The 18,388-nt window shown below is 65.7% G+C and carries 17 protein-coding genes; 10 read left to right on the forward strand and 7 right to left on the reverse strand.

Annotated features, from left to right (window positions below; all coding sequences use genetic code 11):
* Positions 1-118: 118 nt before the first annotated feature.
* The 4 genes from NCR37_RS08245 to NCR37_RS08260 are packed head-to-tail and all read right to left on the reverse strand — an operon-like array spanning position 119 to position 5,762.
* Positions 119-1,717 (reverse strand): ABC transporter ATP-binding protein, encoded by a 1,599-nt coding sequence (locus NCR37_RS08245; RefSeq protein WP_250472569.1) that lies wholly within the window; start codon positions 1,715-1,717, stop codon positions 119-121.
* Entirely contained in the window at positions 1,714-2,826 is a 1,113-nt protein-coding gene (locus NCR37_RS08250; protein WP_502800500.1) for an ABC transporter permease, read from the reverse strand. Before NCR37_RS08250 ends, NCR37_RS08245 begins: the two co-directional genes overlap by 4 nt.
* 1 nt (position 2,827) lies before the next feature.
* On the reverse strand, positions 2,828-3,868 hold the full coding sequence (locus NCR37_RS08255) for a microcin C ABC transporter permease YejB (RefSeq protein ID WP_175944131.1): 1,041 nt from the start codon (positions 3,866-3,868) through the stop codon (positions 2,828-2,830).
* Positions 3,869-3,878: 10 nt separating this feature from the next.
* Positions 3,879-5,762, reverse strand: coding sequence for an extracellular solute-binding protein (locus NCR37_RS08260; protein WP_502800501.1), 1,884 nt, complete (start codon positions 5,760-5,762; stop codon positions 3,879-3,881).
* Between the two features lie 251 nt (positions 5,763-6,013).
* Here NCR37_RS08260 and fabI point away from each other — a divergent pair, with 251 nt between their 5' ends.
* On the forward strand, positions 6,014-6,805 hold the full coding sequence (gene fabI, locus NCR37_RS08265) for an enoyl-ACP reductase FabI (RefSeq protein ID WP_250472570.1): 792 nt from the start codon (positions 6,014-6,016) through the stop codon (positions 6,803-6,805).
* 81 nt (positions 6,806-6,886) lie between these two features.
* Here the strand turns inward: fabI and NCR37_RS08270 are convergent, their stop codons facing one another.
* From NCR37_RS08270 to NCR37_RS08280, 3 genes are all read right to left on the reverse strand, one after another.
* On the reverse strand, positions 6,887-7,240 hold the full coding sequence (locus tag NCR37_RS08270) for a hypothetical protein (protein ID WP_250472571.1): 354 nt from the start codon (positions 7,238-7,240) through the stop codon (positions 6,887-6,889).
* A 212-nt stretch (positions 7,241-7,452) separates the two neighbouring features.
* Entirely contained in the window at positions 7,453-7,803 is a 351-nt protein-coding gene (locus NCR37_RS08275) for a hypothetical protein (RefSeq protein WP_250472572.1), read from the reverse strand.
* Between the two features lie 220 nt (positions 7,804-8,023).
* The gene (locus NCR37_RS08280) at positions 8,024-9,340 is read right to left on the reverse strand and encodes an MFS transporter (protein ID WP_250472573.1); all 1,317 of its coding nucleotides are present in this window, start codon (positions 9,338-9,340) and stop codon (positions 8,024-8,026) included.
* Between the two features lie 167 nt (positions 9,341-9,507).
* Between NCR37_RS08280 and NCR37_RS08285 the strand changes: the two genes are divergently transcribed.
* The 9 genes from NCR37_RS08285 (at position 9,508) to loiP (ending at position 17,946) form a co-directional block, all read left to right on the forward strand.
* Entirely contained in the window at positions 9,508-10,290 is a 783-nt protein-coding gene (locus tag NCR37_RS08285) for a GntR family transcriptional regulator (protein WP_250472574.1), read from the forward strand.
* On the forward strand, positions 10,287-11,963 hold the full coding sequence (gene mdcA, locus NCR37_RS08290; protein WP_250472575.1) for a malonate decarboxylase subunit alpha: 1,677 nt from the start codon (positions 10,287-10,289) through the stop codon (positions 11,961-11,963). Before NCR37_RS08285 ends, mdcA begins: the two co-directional genes overlap by 4 nt.
* Positions 11,964-11,968: 5 nt before the next feature.
* Positions 11,969-12,844 (forward strand): triphosphoribosyl-dephospho-CoA synthase, encoded by an 876-nt coding sequence (locus NCR37_RS08295; protein ID WP_250472576.1) that lies wholly within the window; start codon positions 11,969-11,971, stop codon positions 12,842-12,844.
* Between the two features lie 21 nt (positions 12,845-12,865).
* Entirely contained in the window at positions 12,866-13,180 is a 315-nt protein-coding gene (locus NCR37_RS08300; protein WP_250472577.1) for a malonate decarboxylase subunit delta, read from the forward strand.
* Positions 13,177-14,034 carry a biotin-independent malonate decarboxylase subunit beta gene (locus NCR37_RS08305; protein ID WP_250472578.1) on the forward strand — a complete coding sequence of 286 codons (858 nt, stop codon included), beginning with the start codon at positions 13,177-13,179 and terminating at the stop codon, positions 14,032-14,034. Before NCR37_RS08300 ends, NCR37_RS08305 begins: the two co-directional genes overlap by 4 nt.
* Positions 14,031-14,855 carry a biotin-independent malonate decarboxylase subunit gamma gene (gene mdcE / locus NCR37_RS08310; protein WP_250472579.1) on the forward strand — a complete coding sequence of 275 codons (825 nt, stop codon included), beginning with the start codon at positions 14,031-14,033 and terminating at the stop codon, positions 14,853-14,855. The genes NCR37_RS08305 and mdcE overlap by 4 nt, the downstream gene beginning before the upstream one ends.
* A gap of 578 nt (positions 14,856-15,433) precedes the next feature.
* On the forward strand, positions 15,434-16,072 hold the full coding sequence (locus tag NCR37_RS08315) for a malonate decarboxylase holo-ACP synthase (RefSeq protein ID WP_250472580.1): 639 nt from the start codon (positions 15,434-15,436) through the stop codon (positions 16,070-16,072).
* The gene (gene mdcH / locus NCR37_RS08320; protein WP_250472581.1) at positions 16,057-17,016 is read left to right on the forward strand and encodes a malonate decarboxylase subunit epsilon; all 960 of its coding nucleotides are present in this window, start codon (positions 16,057-16,059) and stop codon (positions 17,014-17,016) included. Before NCR37_RS08315 ends, mdcH begins: the two co-directional genes overlap by 16 nt.
* Positions 17,017-17,178: 162 nt before the next feature.
* Complete coding sequence (gene loiP / locus NCR37_RS08325; protein WP_250472582.1) at positions 17,179-17,946, forward strand: metalloprotease LoiP; 768 nt, start codon at positions 17,179-17,181, stop codon at positions 17,944-17,946.
* The last annotated feature ends 442 nt before the right edge of the window (positions 17,947-18,388 follow it).

The following is an 18,388-nucleotide window of genomic DNA, read 5'->3' on the forward strand; positions in this document are numbered from 1 at the left end:
AAAAATCAGTGAGATATGTGAAAGTTTGAACGCATACTAGCCACAAAGTATTTAACTGTCAAAAGAAATAGGAAAATACAATTGAGACGGACACGCAATTGACGAAAAAGAAAGAATTTTAGGAATTCAGGGCTGCCGCCAGTAGCTTTCGTGTGTATTCGTCGGAAGGATTCGCAAAAATCTTCTCTACTTCGCCCGCCTCGACGACATTTCCATCTCGCATGACCGCGACGCGATGCGCCATCGCGCCGATCACCTGTAGGTCGTGGCTAATAAAGACATATCCCAGGTTGTGCTTCTTCTGAATGTCGGCAAGCAGCGCCAGAACTTGAGTCTGGATTGAGACATCGAGCGCGCTCGTCGGTTCGTCGAGAATAAGGATGCTCGGTTCCAGCACGAGCGCGCGCGCAATGGCGATGCGCTGCCGCTGCCCGCCCGAGAACTCGTGCGGGTAGCGCGTGAGCGCCGTGCGGTCCAGCCCGACTTCGCGCAGCACGGCAATCACCTTTGCGCGACGCGCGGCGGCATCCAGTTCAGGGCGATGCAGCGCGAGCCCTTCACCGACGATGCGCTCCACGGTCTGCCGCGGCGACAGCGAACTGAACGGGTCCTGAAACACCACTTGCAGCTTCGAGCGCAACACGGTCTTTTCGCGTCCGCGAAAATCGCCGAGCGCCCTGCCCTGAAACTGCACGCTTCCATGCGAGATGCGCTGCAAGCCGAGCAGCGCCATCGCGAGCGTCGATTTTCCTGAGCCGGATTCCCCGACGATGCCGAGCGTTTCGCCCTGCCGAACCGAGAGCGTCACGTCGTCGACGGCCTTGAAGCGGCCGCGCCGGAACCACCCTTGAAAGCCCGGTAGCCGCGTCGGATAGTCGACGCGCACGTCTTTGGCATCGAGCAGCACGGGCGCGATCGGCAGCACCGGCAGCACGCGCCGCTCCGGACGGCTGTTCAGCAGGCGCTGCGTGTACGGGTGTTGCGGCGACTCGAAAATCGCGTCGACCGCACCGCTTTCGACCAGCACGCCCTTTTCCATCACCGCCACGCGCTCTGCAAAACGCCGCACGAGATTCAGATCGTGCGTGATGAGCAGGACGGCCATGCCGCGCTTCTCGGCCTCGTCGCGCTGGAGTTCCAGCAGCAGTTCGACGATCTGCGCGCGAATCGTCACGTCGAGCGCGGTCGTCGGCTCGTCGGCGAGCAACAGACGCGGGCGGCACGCGAGCGCCATCGCGATCATCACGCGCTGCCGTTGCCCGCCCGAAAGCTGATGCGGATAACTGTCGACGCGCCGCTCCGGTTCCGTGATGCCCGTGCGCGCCAGGAGCGCGATGGCGCGCTCGCGGCCTTGTCGCGGGGTCGCGCCATCGTGAAGCTGAATCGTCTCGCCGATCTGATCGCCGACCGTGTACAGCGGATTGAGCGCGGTCATCGGCTCCTGAAAGATCATCGCGATATCCGAGCCGCGCAGGCCGCGCATCTCGCGTTCGCTTTTCGCGAGCAGATCTTCGCCGCCGAAGCGGATTGCGCCCGTCATTTCGGCGTCGCGCACCAGACGCAGCACCGACAACGCTGTCACGCTCTTGCCCGAGCCCGACTCGCCGACGAGCGCGACGCGTTCGCCCGCGCGAACGTCGAGACTCACGCCGTCGACGGCGAGCGTGTCGCCGAAGCGCACGCGCAGATTGTCGATCGACAGCAGCGGCGCGCTCATTGACCGCCTCCGGCCTTGACCGCATCCGCGATGCGCGTGTCGAGCGCATTGCGCAGCGCATCGCCCATGAAGGTGAGCAGGAGCAACGTCGCGACGAGCACGCCGAAGGTCGAGACCGAAATCCACCACGCGTCGAGATTGGCCTTGCCTTGCGCGAGCAGTTCACCGAGCGACGGCGTCGGCGGCGGCACGCCGAGGCCGAGGAAATCCAGGCTCGTCAGCGCGAGTATGGCGCCGCTCATGCGAAACGGCAGGAATGTGATGACGGGTGTCAGGCTATTGGGCAACACATGCCGCCAGATGATCTGCCAGTTGGACAAGCCCATCGCGCGGGCGGCGCGCACGTAGTCCTGCGTGCGGTTGCGCAGGAACTCCGCGCGCACGTAATCCGACAGGCCGATCCAGCCGAAAAGCGACAGCAGCACGATGAGCAGGATCAGGCTCGGCTCGAAGATCGACGCGAAGATGATGAGCAGATAAAGCTCCGGCAACGCGCTCCAGATTTCGATCAGCCGCTGCCCGGTAATGTCGATGCGTCCGCCGAAATAGCCCTGCACCGCGCCCGCGATCACACCGAGCACCGTGCCGATGGCCGTCAGCACGAGCGCGAATAGCACCGACACGCGAAAACCGTAGAGGAGCCGCGCGAACACGTCGCGGCCGCGGTCGTCCGTGCCGAGCCAGTTTTCGCGCGACGGCGGCGCCGGGTTCGAGCCCTTCGAAAAGTAGTTGAGCGTGTCGTAGTAATAGTGATTCGGCGGATAGATCGCGAAGTTGCCGGGCGCGTTGAAGCGGTCGCGCACGAAAGGATCGAGATAATCGGCGGGCGTCGGGAAGTCGCCGCCGAAGGCCGTCTCCGCGTAATTCTTGACAAGCGGAAAGTAGAACTGCCCCTGATAGCGCACGACGAGCGGCTTGTCGTTCGACCATAGCGGCCCCGCGAGGCTGATGACGAACGCCGCGACGAACACGACGAGGCTCCAGTATCCCAGCCGGTTGCGTTTGAAACGCTGCCACACGCGCCGTCCGGGCGTCATCGAGACCTCGGGGCGCAGCGGCTGGCCGTCTGTTGCGGTCGCGGCGCGGCGCGACGATGCGGCTCGGTTCAAGTCAACGCTCCAGTTGCTCGAATTGAATGCGCGGATCGACCCATACGTAGCAAAGGTCCGAGATGAGCTTTGTCGCGAGGCCGATCAGCGTGAAGAGATACAGCGTGCCGAGCACGACGGGATAATCGCGCCGCACGACCGATTCATACGAAAGCAGCCCGAGGCCGTCGAGCGAAAAGAGTGTTTCGATCAGCAGGCTGCCCGTGAAGAACGCGCCGATGAAGGCCGCCGGAAAGCCGACGATCAGCGGCAAAAGCGCATTGCGAAAGACATGCTTCCAGAGCACGCGCCGCTCGCTCAGGCCCTTCGCGCGCGCGGTGAGCACGTATTGCTTGCGAATCTCGTCGAGGAACGCGTTCTTCGTCAGCATCGTGACGATGGCGAAGCTCCCGACCACCGACGCCACCACGGGCAACGTGATGTGCCACAGATAATCGAGAATCTTGCCGCCGAGCGAGAGCGTCGCCCAGTTGTCGGAGGTCAGGTTGCGCAATGGGAACAGTTGCCAGAACGTCCCGCCGCCGAACAGCACGAGGAGCAGCACGCCCAGCACGAAGCCGGGAATCGCGAAGCCGATCAGGACGATGAGACTCGTCGCGACATCGAACTTCGAGCCGTTCTTCACGGCCTTCGCGATGCCGAGCGGCACCGATATCAGATACGTGATGAAGAACGTCCACAAGCCGATGCTGATGGACACCGGCAGCTTCGACACGATGAGCGACCACACGCTCTGATGCCGGAAGTAGCTCTCGCCAAGATCGAAGCGCGCGAACTTGCCGAGCATCAGGAGATAACGCTGGAGCGGCGGCTTGTCGAAGCCGTAAAGCGCCTTGAGTTGCGCGATCTGCTGCGCATCGACGCCGGTGTGCGAGCGCATGCCGAACGCCGCGCCGCCTTCCGCGTTGCCGCGCCGCAAATCGTGAACGGCCTGCTCGACCGGACCGCCCGGCACGAACTGGATCACGACGAAAGTCAGCGTGAGCACGCCGACGAGCGTCGGGATCATCAGCAAAATGCGTTTGAGGATGTAGCTCCACATCGCGTCGTCCTTATTTAGATACCGCCGCGGGCTTCTGCCACCACGTCGAGAGCACCCATTCGTCCGCGACGTAATAGAGCGGCAGCGTCGACGGATAGCCGAGCGTGTTGCGGTACGCGACCCGATGCGTCGCCGAGTACCAGTGCGGAACCACGTAGTAGCCGTTCATCAGCACGCGGTCGAGCGCGTGCGTGGCGTCCACGAGCTGATCGCGCGTCTGCGCGGATACGACCTTGCGCAGAATCGCGTCGATGGCCGGCGACTTCACGCCCGCGAGGTTATCCGAGCCCTGCTCGTCCGCGTACTTGCTGCCGAAGCGCGACACCTGCTCGGTGCCCGGCACCTGCACGTCGGGCAGACGCACGCTCGTCATGTCGAAGTCGAACGCATCGAGGCGTTTCTGGATCAGCGCGTAATCGACCGTGCGGAAATTCATCGTGATGCCGAGCTTTTGCAGGTTGCGCCCGAACGCGGCCGCGACCGGCTCCATCGATGCCCCGCCGCCCGTGTCGTCGAGTATCTCGAACGCGAACGGCTGGCCCTTCGCATTGCGCAGCGCGCCGTCGCGATACGTCCAGCCGGCTTGCGCCAGCAACTCGCGCGCCTTGATGAGATTCGCGCGCAGCGAGCCGGGCGGATCGGTGTCAGGCTGCTTCGGCATCTCGCCGAAGACCGCGGGATCGAGCTGCTTGCGCAGCGGATTGAGAATCGCGAGCTCGCCTTCGCTCGGCATGCCTTTCGCCTGCAAGTCCGTGTTGACGAAAAAGCTGTCCGTGCGCTTGTACTGGCTGAAGAACAGTTGCCGGTTGAGCCACTCGAAGTCGAGCGCGAGATCGAGCGCCTGCCGCACGCGCACGTCCTTGAAAAGCGGCCGGCGCAGGTTCATGAAGAAGCCCTGCATGCCGGTGCCGTTGTGATGCGGAAACTCGCGCTTGATGAGTTCGCCGTTGTCGAAGCGCTTGCCGATATCGCGCCGGACCCAGCTTCGCGCGACGTTCTCGACGAGCACGTCGTACTCGCCGGCCTTGAACGCTTCCAGCCGTGCGGTGGCGTCCGAATACAGCTTGTAGTCGATGCGCGCGAAGTTGTGCGTGCCGACGCGCACCGGCAGCGACGCGCCCCAGTAATGCGGATCGCGCTTGTAGGTAATCGTGCGGCCGTTGTCGAACGAGTCGATCCGGTAATCGCCGCTCGCAATCGGCTTTTCGAACGCGAGCTGATCGAATGGAATGCGCGTGCCGTCGGCCCGCATGCCCCATTTGCGCGAGAACACCGGAATGCCGCCCGCGAGCAGCGGCATTTCGCGCGTCGCCACTTTGTATTCGAAGCGGATCGTCAGGCGATCGACGACGACTGCCCGCGCGATCTGCCCGAAGTACACCGAAAACTGCGGCGCGGCCTTCGGACTCTTGAGCGTCTCGAAGGAGAACTTGACGTCCTCGGCCGTGACCGGATCGCCATTACTGAAGCGCGCTTTCGGGTTGATGTGGAAGGTCGTCGACAATCCGTCCGGCGCCACGTCCATATTGTCCGCGAGCAGGCAATAAGCGCTCGCCACTTCGTCGGAGCTTCCCGTCGTCAGGCTTTCGAACATGAGCCCGAGGCCCGGCGCGGGATTGCCTCTCAGCGTGAACGGATTGAACTTGTCGAAGCTCGTCAGGCGGCTCGGATTGGCGAGCACCAGCGTGCCGTCGCGCGGCGCGTCGGGATTCACGTAATCGAAGTGCTTGAAGTCCGGCGGATACTTCGGCTCGCCGTACTGCGCGTACGCGTGCGCAGCGAACGCCGGGCCGCCCGCGAAGAAGGCGATGCACGCGGCGAGCATGAGCGCGAGGCGCTTGCCCCGCGCGGGCGGTGATGCGAACGGCAGGCGGGACGTCGACAGCCCGGTCATAGGCTCCTTGCGAGATGAGTGAATGGCCCGGCGCTCACGGAACGCGAGACGCAGGACCCGAGCGAGCGGCCGGACGGCTCTGGCGATGTGAGAGAATTCTACCCAATCCAAACGCCATGCGGTTTGGCGCACGGAAGGCGTCTCCTCCGATGCCCTCTCGTCCGCCCGACCGATGCGCGCCGCACCCGACGCGAAGCCGCAATCGAGACGCCTTGCGAGCCTCGCGTGACATTGACATTCAAGGAGCATTCATGGGCTTTCTCGCTGGAAAACGAATTCTGCTGACCGGCTTGCTGTCGAACCGCTCGATCGCTTACGGCATCGCAGAGGCCTGCAAGCGCGAGGGCGCGGAACTGGCGTTCACGTATGTCGGCGAGCGCTTCAAGGACCGCATCACCGAATTTGCGACCGAATTCGGCAGCGACATGATCTACCCGTGCGATGTCAGCAGCGACGCCGACATCGAGACGCTCTTTTCGTCGCTCAAGGAACGCTGGGATACGCTCGACGGCCTTGTGCATTCCATCGGCTTCGCGCCGCGCGAAGCGATTGCCGGCGATTTTCTCGAAGGCATGACGCGCGAGAACTTCCGCATCGCGCACGATATCTCCGCGTACAGCTTCCCGGCGCTCGCCAAGGCCGCGCATTCCATGCTATCGGACAGCGCGTCGCTGCTCACGCTCAGCTATCTCGGCGCGGAACGCGCGATTCCCAACTACAACACGATGGGACTCGCGAAGGCGTCGCTGGAAGCGAGCGTGCGTTATCTCGCGGCATCGCTCGGCCAGAAGGGCGTGCGCGTGAACGGCATCTCGGCCGGTCCCATCAAGACGCTCGCGGCGAGCGGCATCAAGGGCTTCGGCAAGATTCTCGATTTCGTGGAAGACAACGCGCCGCTCAAGCGCAACGTCACGATCGAACAGGTCGGCAACGTCGCCGCGTTCCTGCTGTCGGATCTGGCGGGCGGCGTGAGCGCGGAAATCGTGCATGTCGATGCCGGTTTCCACGCGGTCGTCGGCGGCATGGCGGGCATCGGCGAGTAAGCGCTTTCGCTGCATCGGGTTAAAAAAAGGGGCTGTCCCTTCGCGGAACGGCCCCTTCGTCGTTTGGCGGCAGTCGAGAGATCAACGGTGGCCGTGGCCGTGGCCATTGCCGTGACCGTTCCCGTGTCTGTGCTCGTATTCATGGCCGTAGCCGTGATAGCGATTCCAGTCGGCGCGGCTCCAGTAGCGCCGTCCGTCCCAGTACCGGTTGCCGTGCCAGCCGATCACCAGGGGCGGCGCATACATTGGCGCGGGCTGGTAGATGACCGGCGGCGGTGGCGGCGCGTAGACAGGTGTGGGCGCGACATATACGGGCGCCGGGACGCCGATATTCACGCCGACGTGCACATCCGCCGCTTGCGCGGAACTGCCCGCGGCCCAGACCGCGACGCTCAGCGCGGCTGCGAGCGACGCCCTCGTCGTATTGACTTTCATGGCTTCGATCCTCGTTTTCTCGTTGTTGGCGTGCCACGAAATATAACGGAATGCTTTCAGTCGGATATTTCCGCTTTGTAAGTTCGTGCGCCATTCGGCGTTAAGTCAGAGGAAAGCTTACGTTTAGTTACATCGCAAAGCCGCAAAACAAAAAGCCACCCGCGCTCGTGCGGGTGGCTTCCGGTAGAAAACCAAGCGAGCGAAGCCGACGCTCAATGCCAGCCGTGATGCCCGTGGTCTCCGTGACCGTGTTCCTCGTGGCCATAGGCGTGGCCGTGTCCGTGATACCGATACCAGTCGTCGCGATCCCAGTAGCGACGGCCGTCCCAGTAACGATCGCCGTGCCAGCCGATCACGACGGCCGGCTGCACATAGACCGGCGGCGGCGGCGCGTACACGACGGGCGGCGGAGGCGGCGCATACACCGGCGCCGGCGCGACGTAAACCGGCGCGGGCACCCCGATGTTCACGCCCACCGACACTCCCGCCATTGCCGCGCCCGACAACGTCAAGCCGCCGAGCACGAGCGCGTACGCCACGGAAGCCTTCGAAACCTTGTTCATGTGAAGCCCACCTCGATGGGATGTTTGTTGTGTTGAATCGACTATATCGAACGATTTGCCAGACAGTTGTTCGAGTTCGTAACCTCTCGTTACCAGCCGCTCGCCGCTTCTTTCGGGCGAGATCCTGACGAGCAGCCAGGCGTTGCCGCTTCCACTATCCGCGCCAAAACGAACGGCGGCCCAAGCAGGGCCCCCGCGATAGTACCGCATGTCATACCAATCAGTTGGGCAATTCCTGGCCCTTCGTTTCCGGCGCGAACGGAATGACCGCGAGGCCGATCAGGAACGCAATGCCCGTGAGCGCGATCGGCACGCCGAGCGTCTTCATGTTCAGCACCATTGCGCCGATGCCGAAGTTCACGATCGCGCCGAAGAAGCGCCCAATCGACGTGCAGAACGCGAACGCCGTCGCCCGCACGCGGGTCTCGAACTGCTCGGGGAGCCAAAGGCTGAAGAGCGCGAAGTTGCCGCCGAAGAAGCCGAGCACGAACAGAAGCGCGATGAACGGCACGAGCCCGTTGTTCAGATAGAACGCCCAGCCGAACGACAGCGCGATGGACACCGCCATGCCGACGAAGTACACCGCGAGCGTCTTGCGGCGGCCGATGCGCTCGGCCATCGGCGGCAGCGCGAGACAGCCGATGATCGTGCCGATGGACAAGAGCCCCGTCGCGATCGACGCCATGCGCGCCGCTTCGGGCTTGGTCATGCCGGCGCGCGTCGCAAGCTGGATGACCGCCGACGGTTCATACACCGCGCCGGCCCACAGCCCGATGATCGCCACCGTGAGCAGCACGGCCGCGACGATGGTGCGCTTGCGATACTGCGCCGAGAAAATGGCGCGCAGCGGACTCTGATGCTTGACCGCGGGCGCCGCCGTGGCTTCGGCGCGCTCCCACTTGTCGGTTTCCTTGACGCGCGTCAGCACGAGAATCGACACGACGACGGGAAACAGCCCGACGAGAAACATCGCGCGCCAGCCGAACGCAGCGCCGATGGTGTAATTCAGCGCCGCCGCCAGAAAGAAGCCCGCGTAGTAGCCGGTTTGCAGATAGCCCGCGCCCATTTTGCGGCGGTCTTCCGGCCACGCTTCCGCGACGTACGTCCCGGCGAGCGCCCACTCCCCGCCTATGCCCACGCCCGCGAAGAAGCGGTAGATGCCGAGCGCCCAGACCGTGTGGGCGGTGGCGGCCAGTCCGGTGAAGATGGCGAACGTGAAGATCGTCGCCGCGAGCACCTTCGTGCGCCCGAAGCGGTCCGCGAGCGGCCCCCAGATGAACGACAGTCCCCATCCGACCAGAAACAGCGCGAAAAGGATCGATCCGGCGAGACCGACATTCGCGGGCGTCGCGGCATAGCCGGAGCGCGGCAGCAATTCGGTCAGCGCCGGCGCGAGCACGAGCGCGTAGATAAACGAGTCCATCCCGTCGAGCGTCCAGCCCGCCCATGCGCCCCAGAAGCCGGTGATTTGCGAACGGTTGAGCGGTGTCCTCGTGGCGCGCGTGGCGCTGATCGGTCGATCTAGCGTGCTAGGCATGGCGTGTCTCTCCTTTCTCTGCGGGTCGGCAACTGACGGGAAATTCGACGCGCGTGTTATCGGTATGGGTGTCGGCGTCTAGGGAAAGCACCGTGGTTCGGCATACGGTTTTATATATAATATTTGAACAACAGCACGCGACAACTCCGCACTTTCACCTAGCAGCCATGTCGACAAATCTCTCTTCACAAGCGGCTTCGTTTCGCGACGCGCAGTTCGAGCCGCGCCAGAGCACGTCGCGCTTCATCGCGGATGCGTTGCGCGCCGCCATCGTCGAAGGCTCGCTCACGCCCGGCGAGCCGCTGCGTCAGGATGCGATCGCACGGCAGTTTTCGGTCAGCGCGATACCCGTGCGCGAAGCCTTCCGTCAACTGGAAAGCGAAGGCTGGGTGAAGATCGAGCCGAATCGCGGCGCCGCCGTCAGCCCGCAATCGGCGGACGAAGCGCGCGAGATCTACGAGATTCGCGCCTCGCTCGAAAGTCTCGCCATCGGCATTGCAATCGCGCACCACACGCCGGAAACGCTCACGGAATGCAAACGCCTGCTCGAAGCCGCCGAGAACGAGCGGGACCCCGCGCTCTACGTCATGCGCAACGAGCAGTTCCATGCGAGCCTGTACGCGCCGGCCAGTCGCCCGCATCTGATGGAGCTGATCGGCCAGATGCACCGGCGCGGCGAGCGGTATCTGCGCCTGAAACTCGGCTTGCCGATCCACAAGGATTCCTCCGATGCCGAGCACCGCGCGATCTTCGATGCGCTCGCCGCACGCGACATCGAAGCTGCGCAGACGCTCGTCGCGCGTCACTTGCTGGCGACGGGCGAGCTGATTCACCGCTTTCTCGCCGATGCGCAGGCGCTTGCCGCATCGAAAGAGGTGAAAAACAAGCGCCGCGCGCGCCCTTCCGCCGCTGCATCCTCACGAACGACTTCCCGACAGGCCGACCGATGAATTCGTCCCCTTCCGCCGATGCCCTCACGCCATCCCGAAGCTGGAACACGCGCGCGCAGGAAAAAGCGCGGCGCCTGAAGCTGATCGAGCCGTGGCTCGACGGTCCGGTGCTCGACACCGAACGCATCGTGGACGCGCTGCATGCGTTGATCGTCACGGGCGACCGCGTCGCGCTCGAAGGGAATAACCAGAAGCAGGCGGATTTTCTGTCCCGCGCCTTCGCGCGGCTCGATCCGGAGCGCGTGCACGACGTGCATCTGCTGATTTCGAGCATCAGCCGGCCCGAGCATCTGACGCTCTTCGAACAGGGCATCGCGCGCAAGGTCGATTTTGCCTATGCCGGTCCGCAGAGCCTGCGCGTCGCGCAACTGCTGGAAGACGGGCTGCTCGAAATCGGCGCGATTTATACGTACATCGAACTGTACGCGCGCATGTTCATCGATCTCACGCCGAACGTCGCGCTCGTCTGCGCGGAAAAGGCGGACCGCCACGGCAATCTGTACACCGGCGCGAACACCGAGGACACGCCGACCATCGTGGAAGCGGCCGCGTTCCGGCATGGCATCGTGATCGCGCAGGTCAACGAGATCGTGGATGAACTGCCGCGCGTCGATATTCCCGGCTCGTGGGTCGATGTCATCGTGAAGGCGGACCGGCCGTTCGCCGTCGAGCCGCTTTTCACGCGCGATCCGCGCCACATCGGCGAGCTGCAAATTCTGATGGCGATGATGACCATTCGCGGCATCTACGCGCGCTATGGCGTCACGTCGCTGAACCACGGCATCGGCTTCGACACGGCCGCGATCGAACTGCTTCTGCCGACGTACGGCGAATCGCTCGGGCTCAAGGGCAAGATCTGCACGCACTGGGCGCTCAATCCGCATCCGACGCTGATTCCCGCCATCGAAAGCGGCTGGGTCGAAAGCGTGCACTGCTTCGGCAGCGAAGTCGGCATGGAGAAGTACATCGCGGCGCGCCCGGACGTGTTCTTTACCGGGCGCGACGGCAGCCTGCGGTCGAACCGCGTGTTCTGTCAGCTTGCGGGACAGTACGGCGTCGATCTGTTCATCGGCTCGACCTTGCAGATGGACGCGGACGCGAATTCATCGACCGTCACGCTCGGGCGGCTCGCGGGCTTCGGCGGCGCGCCGAACATGGGCCACGATCCGCGCGGACGCCGCCATTCGAGCGAGGCGTGGCTCAGGCTCCTGAAAAACGACGGCCCGAATCCGGCCATCGCGCGGGGGCACAAGCTCGTCGTGCAGACCGCCGAGACGTACAAGAAAGGCGGCGAGCCGACCATCGTGGATGCGCTCGACGCGATCGCCGTCGGTGAAAAGAGCCGCATGCCGATCGCGCCCGTAATGATCTACGGCGACGACGTCACGCATGTGGTGACCGAAGAAGGCATCGCGTATCTGCACGCGGCCGAAGGCATCGACGAACGGCGCGCGGCGCTCGCCGCCGTCGCGGGCGTGACGCCGATCGGCATGCGCGCCGATGCGAACAAGACGGCAGAGCTGCGCAGGCGCGGCATCGTTGCGTTCCCGGAAGACCTCGGCGTGCGGCGCGGCGACGCGAAACGGTCGCTACTCGCCGCGCGCAGCATCGACGATCTCGCCGCGTGGTCGGGCGGTCTGTATGCGCCGCCCGCGCGCTTCAGAAGCTGGTGAGCGCGATGACCGCCGCCCTTCCCCTTCTTCTCGATGACGCCTGCCGGAGCGAGCGCGCCGCGTCCGCGCGTGTCATCGCCGCGCTCGCCGTCGATGCGCTGATCGCCGAGGCGCGTCTCACGCCGAAACCCGCGCTCGTCGACGAACGCGGCAGCGGCGCGCATCGCGATCTCGATCTCGACACGATGCTGCGCTCGGCGGGCGCGCTGCAACCGACGTTTCTCGCCATCGCGCGGGCCGCGTCGGGCGTGGCGCCGTCGCAGGCGCTGCGCGAACGGCTCGCGCGCATCGGCCGCGAAGGCGAAGCCGCGATGCTGCGCGCGACCGGCGGCAGCAATGCGCATCGCGGCGCAATCTGGATCGTCGGCTTGTTGTGCGCCGGCGCGGCGATGCATGCGCCCGGCGACAGCGAAGCGATCTGCGCGTCGGCGGCGAGCATCGCGCGATACGACGACCGCTTCGCGCCCGCGTGTGCGCAGGCGAGCCACGGCGCGCGCGTGACGGCGCGCTTTCGCGTCGCGGGCGCGCGCGGCGAAGCGCGCGAGGGCTTTCCGCATGCGTTGCGAATCGGCTTGCCGGCGCTCGCCGATGCGCGCCGCCGCGGCCTTTCCGACACGTACGCGCGGCTCGACGCGCTCGTCGCCATCATGGCCTCGCTCGACGATACATGCCTCTTGCATCGCGGCGGCATGCAGGCGCTCGCCGTCGCCAAAGACGGCGCGCGACGCGTGATCGAACACGGCGGAATGGCGCACGCAGCGGGACGCGCCGCGCTCGCGCGGCTGGACGGTGACTTGCTGGCGCTGCACGCATCGCCCGGCGGCGCGGCCGACCTGCTCGCCGCCACGCTCTTTCTCGACAGCCTCGGGCAATCGTCCTGAGACGCAACCAGAGGAACGAAGATGGAAAACATGCGATACGAATATCCCGCCAAACGGCCCGTCACGCGCCGCGCGCACGTGGGCGTGGTCGGATCGGGCGATCTCGAAGTGCTGCTCACGCCGTCGCAGACGGCCAACGCGGAAGTGGTGATCCGTACGAGCGTCGACGGATACGAGCACGTCTGGAAAAGCGTGCTCGACCGCTTCTTCCAGCGCTACGACGGCGCCGCGAAATTCGAGCTGAACGACTTCGGCGCGACGCCCGGCGTCGTGATGCTGCGCCTTTCGGAAGCGGCCGAAGCCAGCGACGCCGAGCAAAGCGGAGCGGCGCGATGAATGCCCACGACACGTTTCTCGCCCGGCACAGCTTCATCGAAATGACGGCGCGCGAGCGCGCCCGGGCCTTGCTCGATGCGGGCACGTACCGCGAACTGCTCGGCCCGTTCGACCGGCTCGAATCGCCGTGGCTCGCGATGCAGAACATCGTCTGCCAGTCCGACGACGGCGCGGTGATCGCACGCGGCACGCTCGGCGGCGAGCCGGCCGTCATCGCCGCGATCGAGCCGGCGTTTCAGGGCGGCAGCATCGGGGAAGTGTCGGGCGCGAAGATCGCGGCCGCGCTCGAACTCGCGCTCGGCGAATTCGAGACGGGTCGCGCGATTCGTCCGGTGATCCTCTTTGAGACGGGCGGCGTCCGCTTGCAGGAAGCGAACCTCGGCCTTGCGGCGATCGCGGAGATTCAGGCGGCTATCGTCGCGCTGCGGCGGCATGTGCCGGTGGTCGGCGTGATCGGCGGGATGGTCGGCTGCTTCGGCGGCATGTCGCTCGCTGCCGCGTTGTGCACGGAACTCGTGATGACGCGGCAGGCGCGCCTCGGCATGAACGGGCCGGAAGTGATCGAGCAGGAAGCGGGCATCGAGGAACTCGACGCGGGTGATCGCCGGCTCATCTGGTCGATGATCGGCGGCGAAGAGCGCGTGGCGGTCGGGCTGGCGGATACGCTCGTCGAAGACGATACGGCGCAGGTTCGCGACGCGGTGCTCGCGGCTTTCGCGCGCGGGGTGCCGGCGCGGCATCGCAGCGAGGACGTGGACGGGTTTATCGAACGCCTTGCGCGTGTCGACCCCAGCGCGATCGATCCTGACACGCTGCGCGCGCTGTGGAACCAGACTGGAGGATCGCAACGATGAGCACGATCAACGCCATGACTTCGCGCGGCGCGTGCTGGCTGGATGCGCTGACGACGGCACCTTCCGACGCCGAAAGCGGCCCGGTCCGCGCGCGCGACGGCGAACTGGATGGCGCTGCGGCGCGCTTCATCGCCGTGGTGCCCGATCCGCACAACCGCTTTCCTCGCGCGACCGACAACGTGGTCGGGCTCGAACAGGGCTGGCTGCTCGCCCGCGCGGTGCGCGAGGTGATCGACGCCGACCGCGACGCTGAGTCGAAGCGGCCCATCGTCGCCGTCGTCGATGTAAAGAGCCAGGCGTACGGACGGCGCGAGGAGTTGCTCGGCATCCATCTCGCATGCGCCGCCGCCGTGGATGCCTACGCGAGCGCGCGGCTCGCCGGGCATCCGGTGATCGCGCTGATCGTCGGGCCCGCGATGTCGGGCGCGTATCTCGCGCACGGCTATCAGGCGAACCGGATCGTCGCTCTCGATGCGTCGGGCACGGCGGTGCACGCCATGGGCAAGGAAGCGGCGGCGCGCGTCACGCGGCGCAGCGTCGAGAGCCTCGATGCGCTCGGCGATACGGTCTTGCCGATGTCGTACAAGATGAGCGCCTACGCGAAGCTCGGACTGCTGCACGAACTGATCGAAGGCGTGAACGCGGATGCGCCCTCGCAGGCGGATATCGAACGCGTGAAGGCATCGCTGGCCGCGGCGGTTGCGCACGCGCGTGGCGGACCGCGCGATTTGTCGAACCGGCTGACGTCGGCGGACGCAAAGCGCACGCGGGCGGCGTCGGTGGACGTGCGGCGGCGGATGCGCGAGCAGTGGGAGGGGTGATGCCGGACGAGTCGGGGCGTTTAGTGCGTTCAGTGCGTTGGGCGTATTCGGCGTGTCCGGCGTGTCCGGCGTGTTCGGCTCTTTGGGCGTTCTCGGCGCGGTCGGTGCTTGCGGCGCATTGCGCGCGTTCGGGCCGCGCTGTGCGGCGCCCATCCGCTTCACTAGGCGCGTTCGGCGGGTCCGTGCGTTCCAGTGCGGCATTCGCGGCGCGTTCCGCTCGCGCCGTCCGAGCGCCAGCTTCGCGACGCAAGGGACGCCTTCGGCGCATCCAGTGCGATACGCGGCTCACGCACGGCGCGGGACTTCCGGCGCGCTGCGCCGCTGGTTTTGCATCGCTTGTGCGGATGGAGCAATCGCTCGGGCCGATGCTTTTCTGCGCGTCGATGGAAGCCCTTTGCCCGCACCGCGCGATTCGCGATTCGCGATCGTGCGCAGACCCGTCAGCCCGAATCCTCGAGCGCAAACAACGATGCGCCGCGGCCGGCTCTCCCAGGCCAACAGTCGCACCTCCCACAATCCCGGTCTCTCGCTTCGGCCTGCCGCGCCGCCCAATCATCGGATAGGAAGTTGACCGCGCGATGACCCTCCTGCCGCCCGAACCGCGCCCGCACGACTTGCTCGCATTGTCGCCGGCAGCCCCGCCGTTTGCCGACGCTCCGGCGTGGGTCGAAGCATCGCTCGCGCGCGCGCCGTTCGTCGTCGTGCGACGCGCCCCGCGCATGGGTAGCGCCATCGCCGTCGGCATACGCGGGGCGGCCCGTAGTGAGCGATTCGGCACGTGGGTCGAGGCGCGTGACATCGAGTGCGTGCTGACGCCCGAAGCATTGCGGCTGCGCGAGCCCGCCGCATCGAGCAGAGACATGCCCGCCTTCGCGCTGCTGCGCGCCGTCGCGCCGATCCTCGACGCTTCCGGACTCGCCTGGGGCCCTGCCGGGAGCACGGGCTTCGAACTGGCGAGCGGCCAGCCGACGGTCACGGCAAGCAGCGATCTCGACGTGATCGCGCGAGCGCCCGAGCCGCTTCCGCGCGCCGATGCTTCGCGTCTTCTGGACGCGCTCTCGCACGAAGCGCGCTGCGTCGGCACGCGCATCGACGTGCAGATCGAAACGACCGACGCCGCGTTCTCGCTCGCCGATTACGCCCGGCAAAACGTCCGCGTGCTGCTCCGTCACGCGGACGGCCCGCGCCTTGCCGCCGATCCGTGGGCCGCGCCGTGATCGCGTATCTCTTTCCGGGACAAGGCGCGCAGACGCCGGGCTTCCTGCATCGCCTCGGCGGCGAGAAGCCGCATCCGGCTATCGCGCGAACGCTCGCGGAGGCGTCGGCCGTTCTCGGCGAAGACGTGCTCTCGCTCGATGACGCAAACGCGCTCGCATCGACCGTCGCGGTGCAGATCGCGCTGACCGTGGCGGGCGTGGCGGCGACGCGGGCGCTCGCCGAAGAAGGCATCGAACCGCAGGCCGTCGCGGGCTTGTCCGTCGGCGCTTATGGCGCGGCCGTCGCCTGCGGCGCGATTGCTTTCGACGATGCATTGCGGCTCGTGCGCCTGCGCGCCACGCTCATGCAGGACGCGTATCCGCGCGGCTACGGCATGCTCGCGATACTCGGCCTGAACGAACGCGAGGTCGCGGGCGTGATCGACAAGGTTCGCGAAGAAGCCCGCGCCGATGCCTACATCGGCAATCTGAATGCGCCGCGGCAAATCGTCGTATCGGGCAGCGATCAGGCGCTCGACGCCGTGCGCGACGCCGCCCTCGCACGCGGCGCGCGCAAGGCGGAGCGTTTGGCGGTGAGCGTGCCGTCGCATTGCGTGCTGCTCGACGACGCGGCCGTGCGCCTCGCCGAAGCGGCCGACAAGGTGCGCTTCGTCGCGCCGCGGATCGCTTACGTGGGCAACCGCGGCGCGCGCGCGCTCGTGCGCGTCGATGCGATCCGCGAAGACCTCGCGACCAACCTGCGTTATCCGGTGCGCTGGCACGATTCGACGATCGCGCTCGCCGAGCGCGGCGCGACCGTGTTCGTCGAAATGCCGCCCGGCCGCACGCTCACCCTGCTCCTTGCCGAAGCCCTGCCCGATGCGCCGGGAATCGCGATGGACGCGTCGCCGGTGGCATCGACTGTGGCGCGCGTGCGCGCGGCATGCCGCCGCGCGCATGACTAAAGCCGCGCGTCCGTCGGCGTTTTGTCATCGAGCCGTCAGCAAAATAGGAATTGTCGGATAGCTTACGACGCGCCCGCCCGTGAGCATTGCGCTCCATCCGTGAACCATCGCGGATCGATCACAACAACTCACAATAACTCACAACAACTCATCAGGCAGACCATGAAACACGTTCGCATTGCAATCGCAGCCTCCGCGGCATCCGCAGCCTTCGCGCTCGCTTCCTGTGGAAGCGTCGCCAACCTGAGCCCGGACACGCTCCTGCAATCCGGCCAGATGGCCACGCAAGCCTTCACGCTCAGCGACGCCGACGTGCGCCAGCTCTCCGACAAATCGTGCTCGGAGATGGATGCGCAAAGCAAGATCGCGCCGGCGTCCAGCGCGTACACGCAGCGCCTGAACCGCATCGCGAAGCAGCTTGGCGACAACATCAACGGCGTGCCGGTGAACTACAAGGTGTACATCACGAAAGATGTCAATGCGTGGGCGATGGCCAACGGCTGCGTGCGCGTCTATAGCGGCCTGATGGACATGATGAACGACGACGAGGTGCGCGGCGTGGTCGGCCATGAAATGGGCCACGTGGCGCTCGGCCACACGAAGAAGGCGATGCAGCTGGCCTACGCGACGTCGGCGGCGCGCTCGGTGGCGTCGTCGGCGGGCGGCGTGGTCGGCAACCTGTCGGCATCGCAACTCGGCGATCTCTCGGAGAAGTTCGTCAACGCGCAGTTCTCGCAGTCGCAGGAAAGCGCCGCCGACGATTATTCGTTCGATATGCAGAAGAAAAAGGGCTACAGTCCGGCGGGGCTCATCACCGCGTTCCAGAAGCTCGCGGCGCTGGATGGCGGCAAGTCCAGCATGCTGAGTTCGCACCCGTCGTCGCCGTCGCGCGCGAAGCATATCGAGGAGAGGGTTGCTTCGGCGAAGTGAGGCTTGTTTTGACTCGCTCGAGCGGGAACAGATTCGCTCCAGATACTGAGTGATGAGCGAGCGGTGCCTTAGTCACGAACAGCGCTTGACGATGGCACCGCACGAACCGGCTCCATGCCAGTCCGCTGCGGGCCGGAGACCGGAGCAATGTGAGGAGCTTGGAAGGAGCGATCTCGCCTGATGAGACGCCGTCTGGGCTGCGCACCGATCGCCGCCATTGTTGGGGGGTCGAGCCGGCCGGCAATGTCGGCCTTTGGCCCATCTGGGAACGTAACGGCAGACGCGGCCGGAGAACGGCTTCAGCACTCGAAGCGTCGGGCCTTTCTAAGCACGGGCGCGGCGCTGCGACTTAATCCCTCAATTCGAGATACCAGATCACCGCGCCGGTTTTGCTACGCTCCGGTCCGGGCATCTGCTCACCGGCTTTCACATTCACGCGCCG

The organism is Caballeronia sp. GAFFF1 (assembly GCF_023630705.1).
Lineage (GTDB): Bacteria > Pseudomonadota > Gammaproteobacteria > Burkholderiales > Burkholderiaceae > Caballeronia.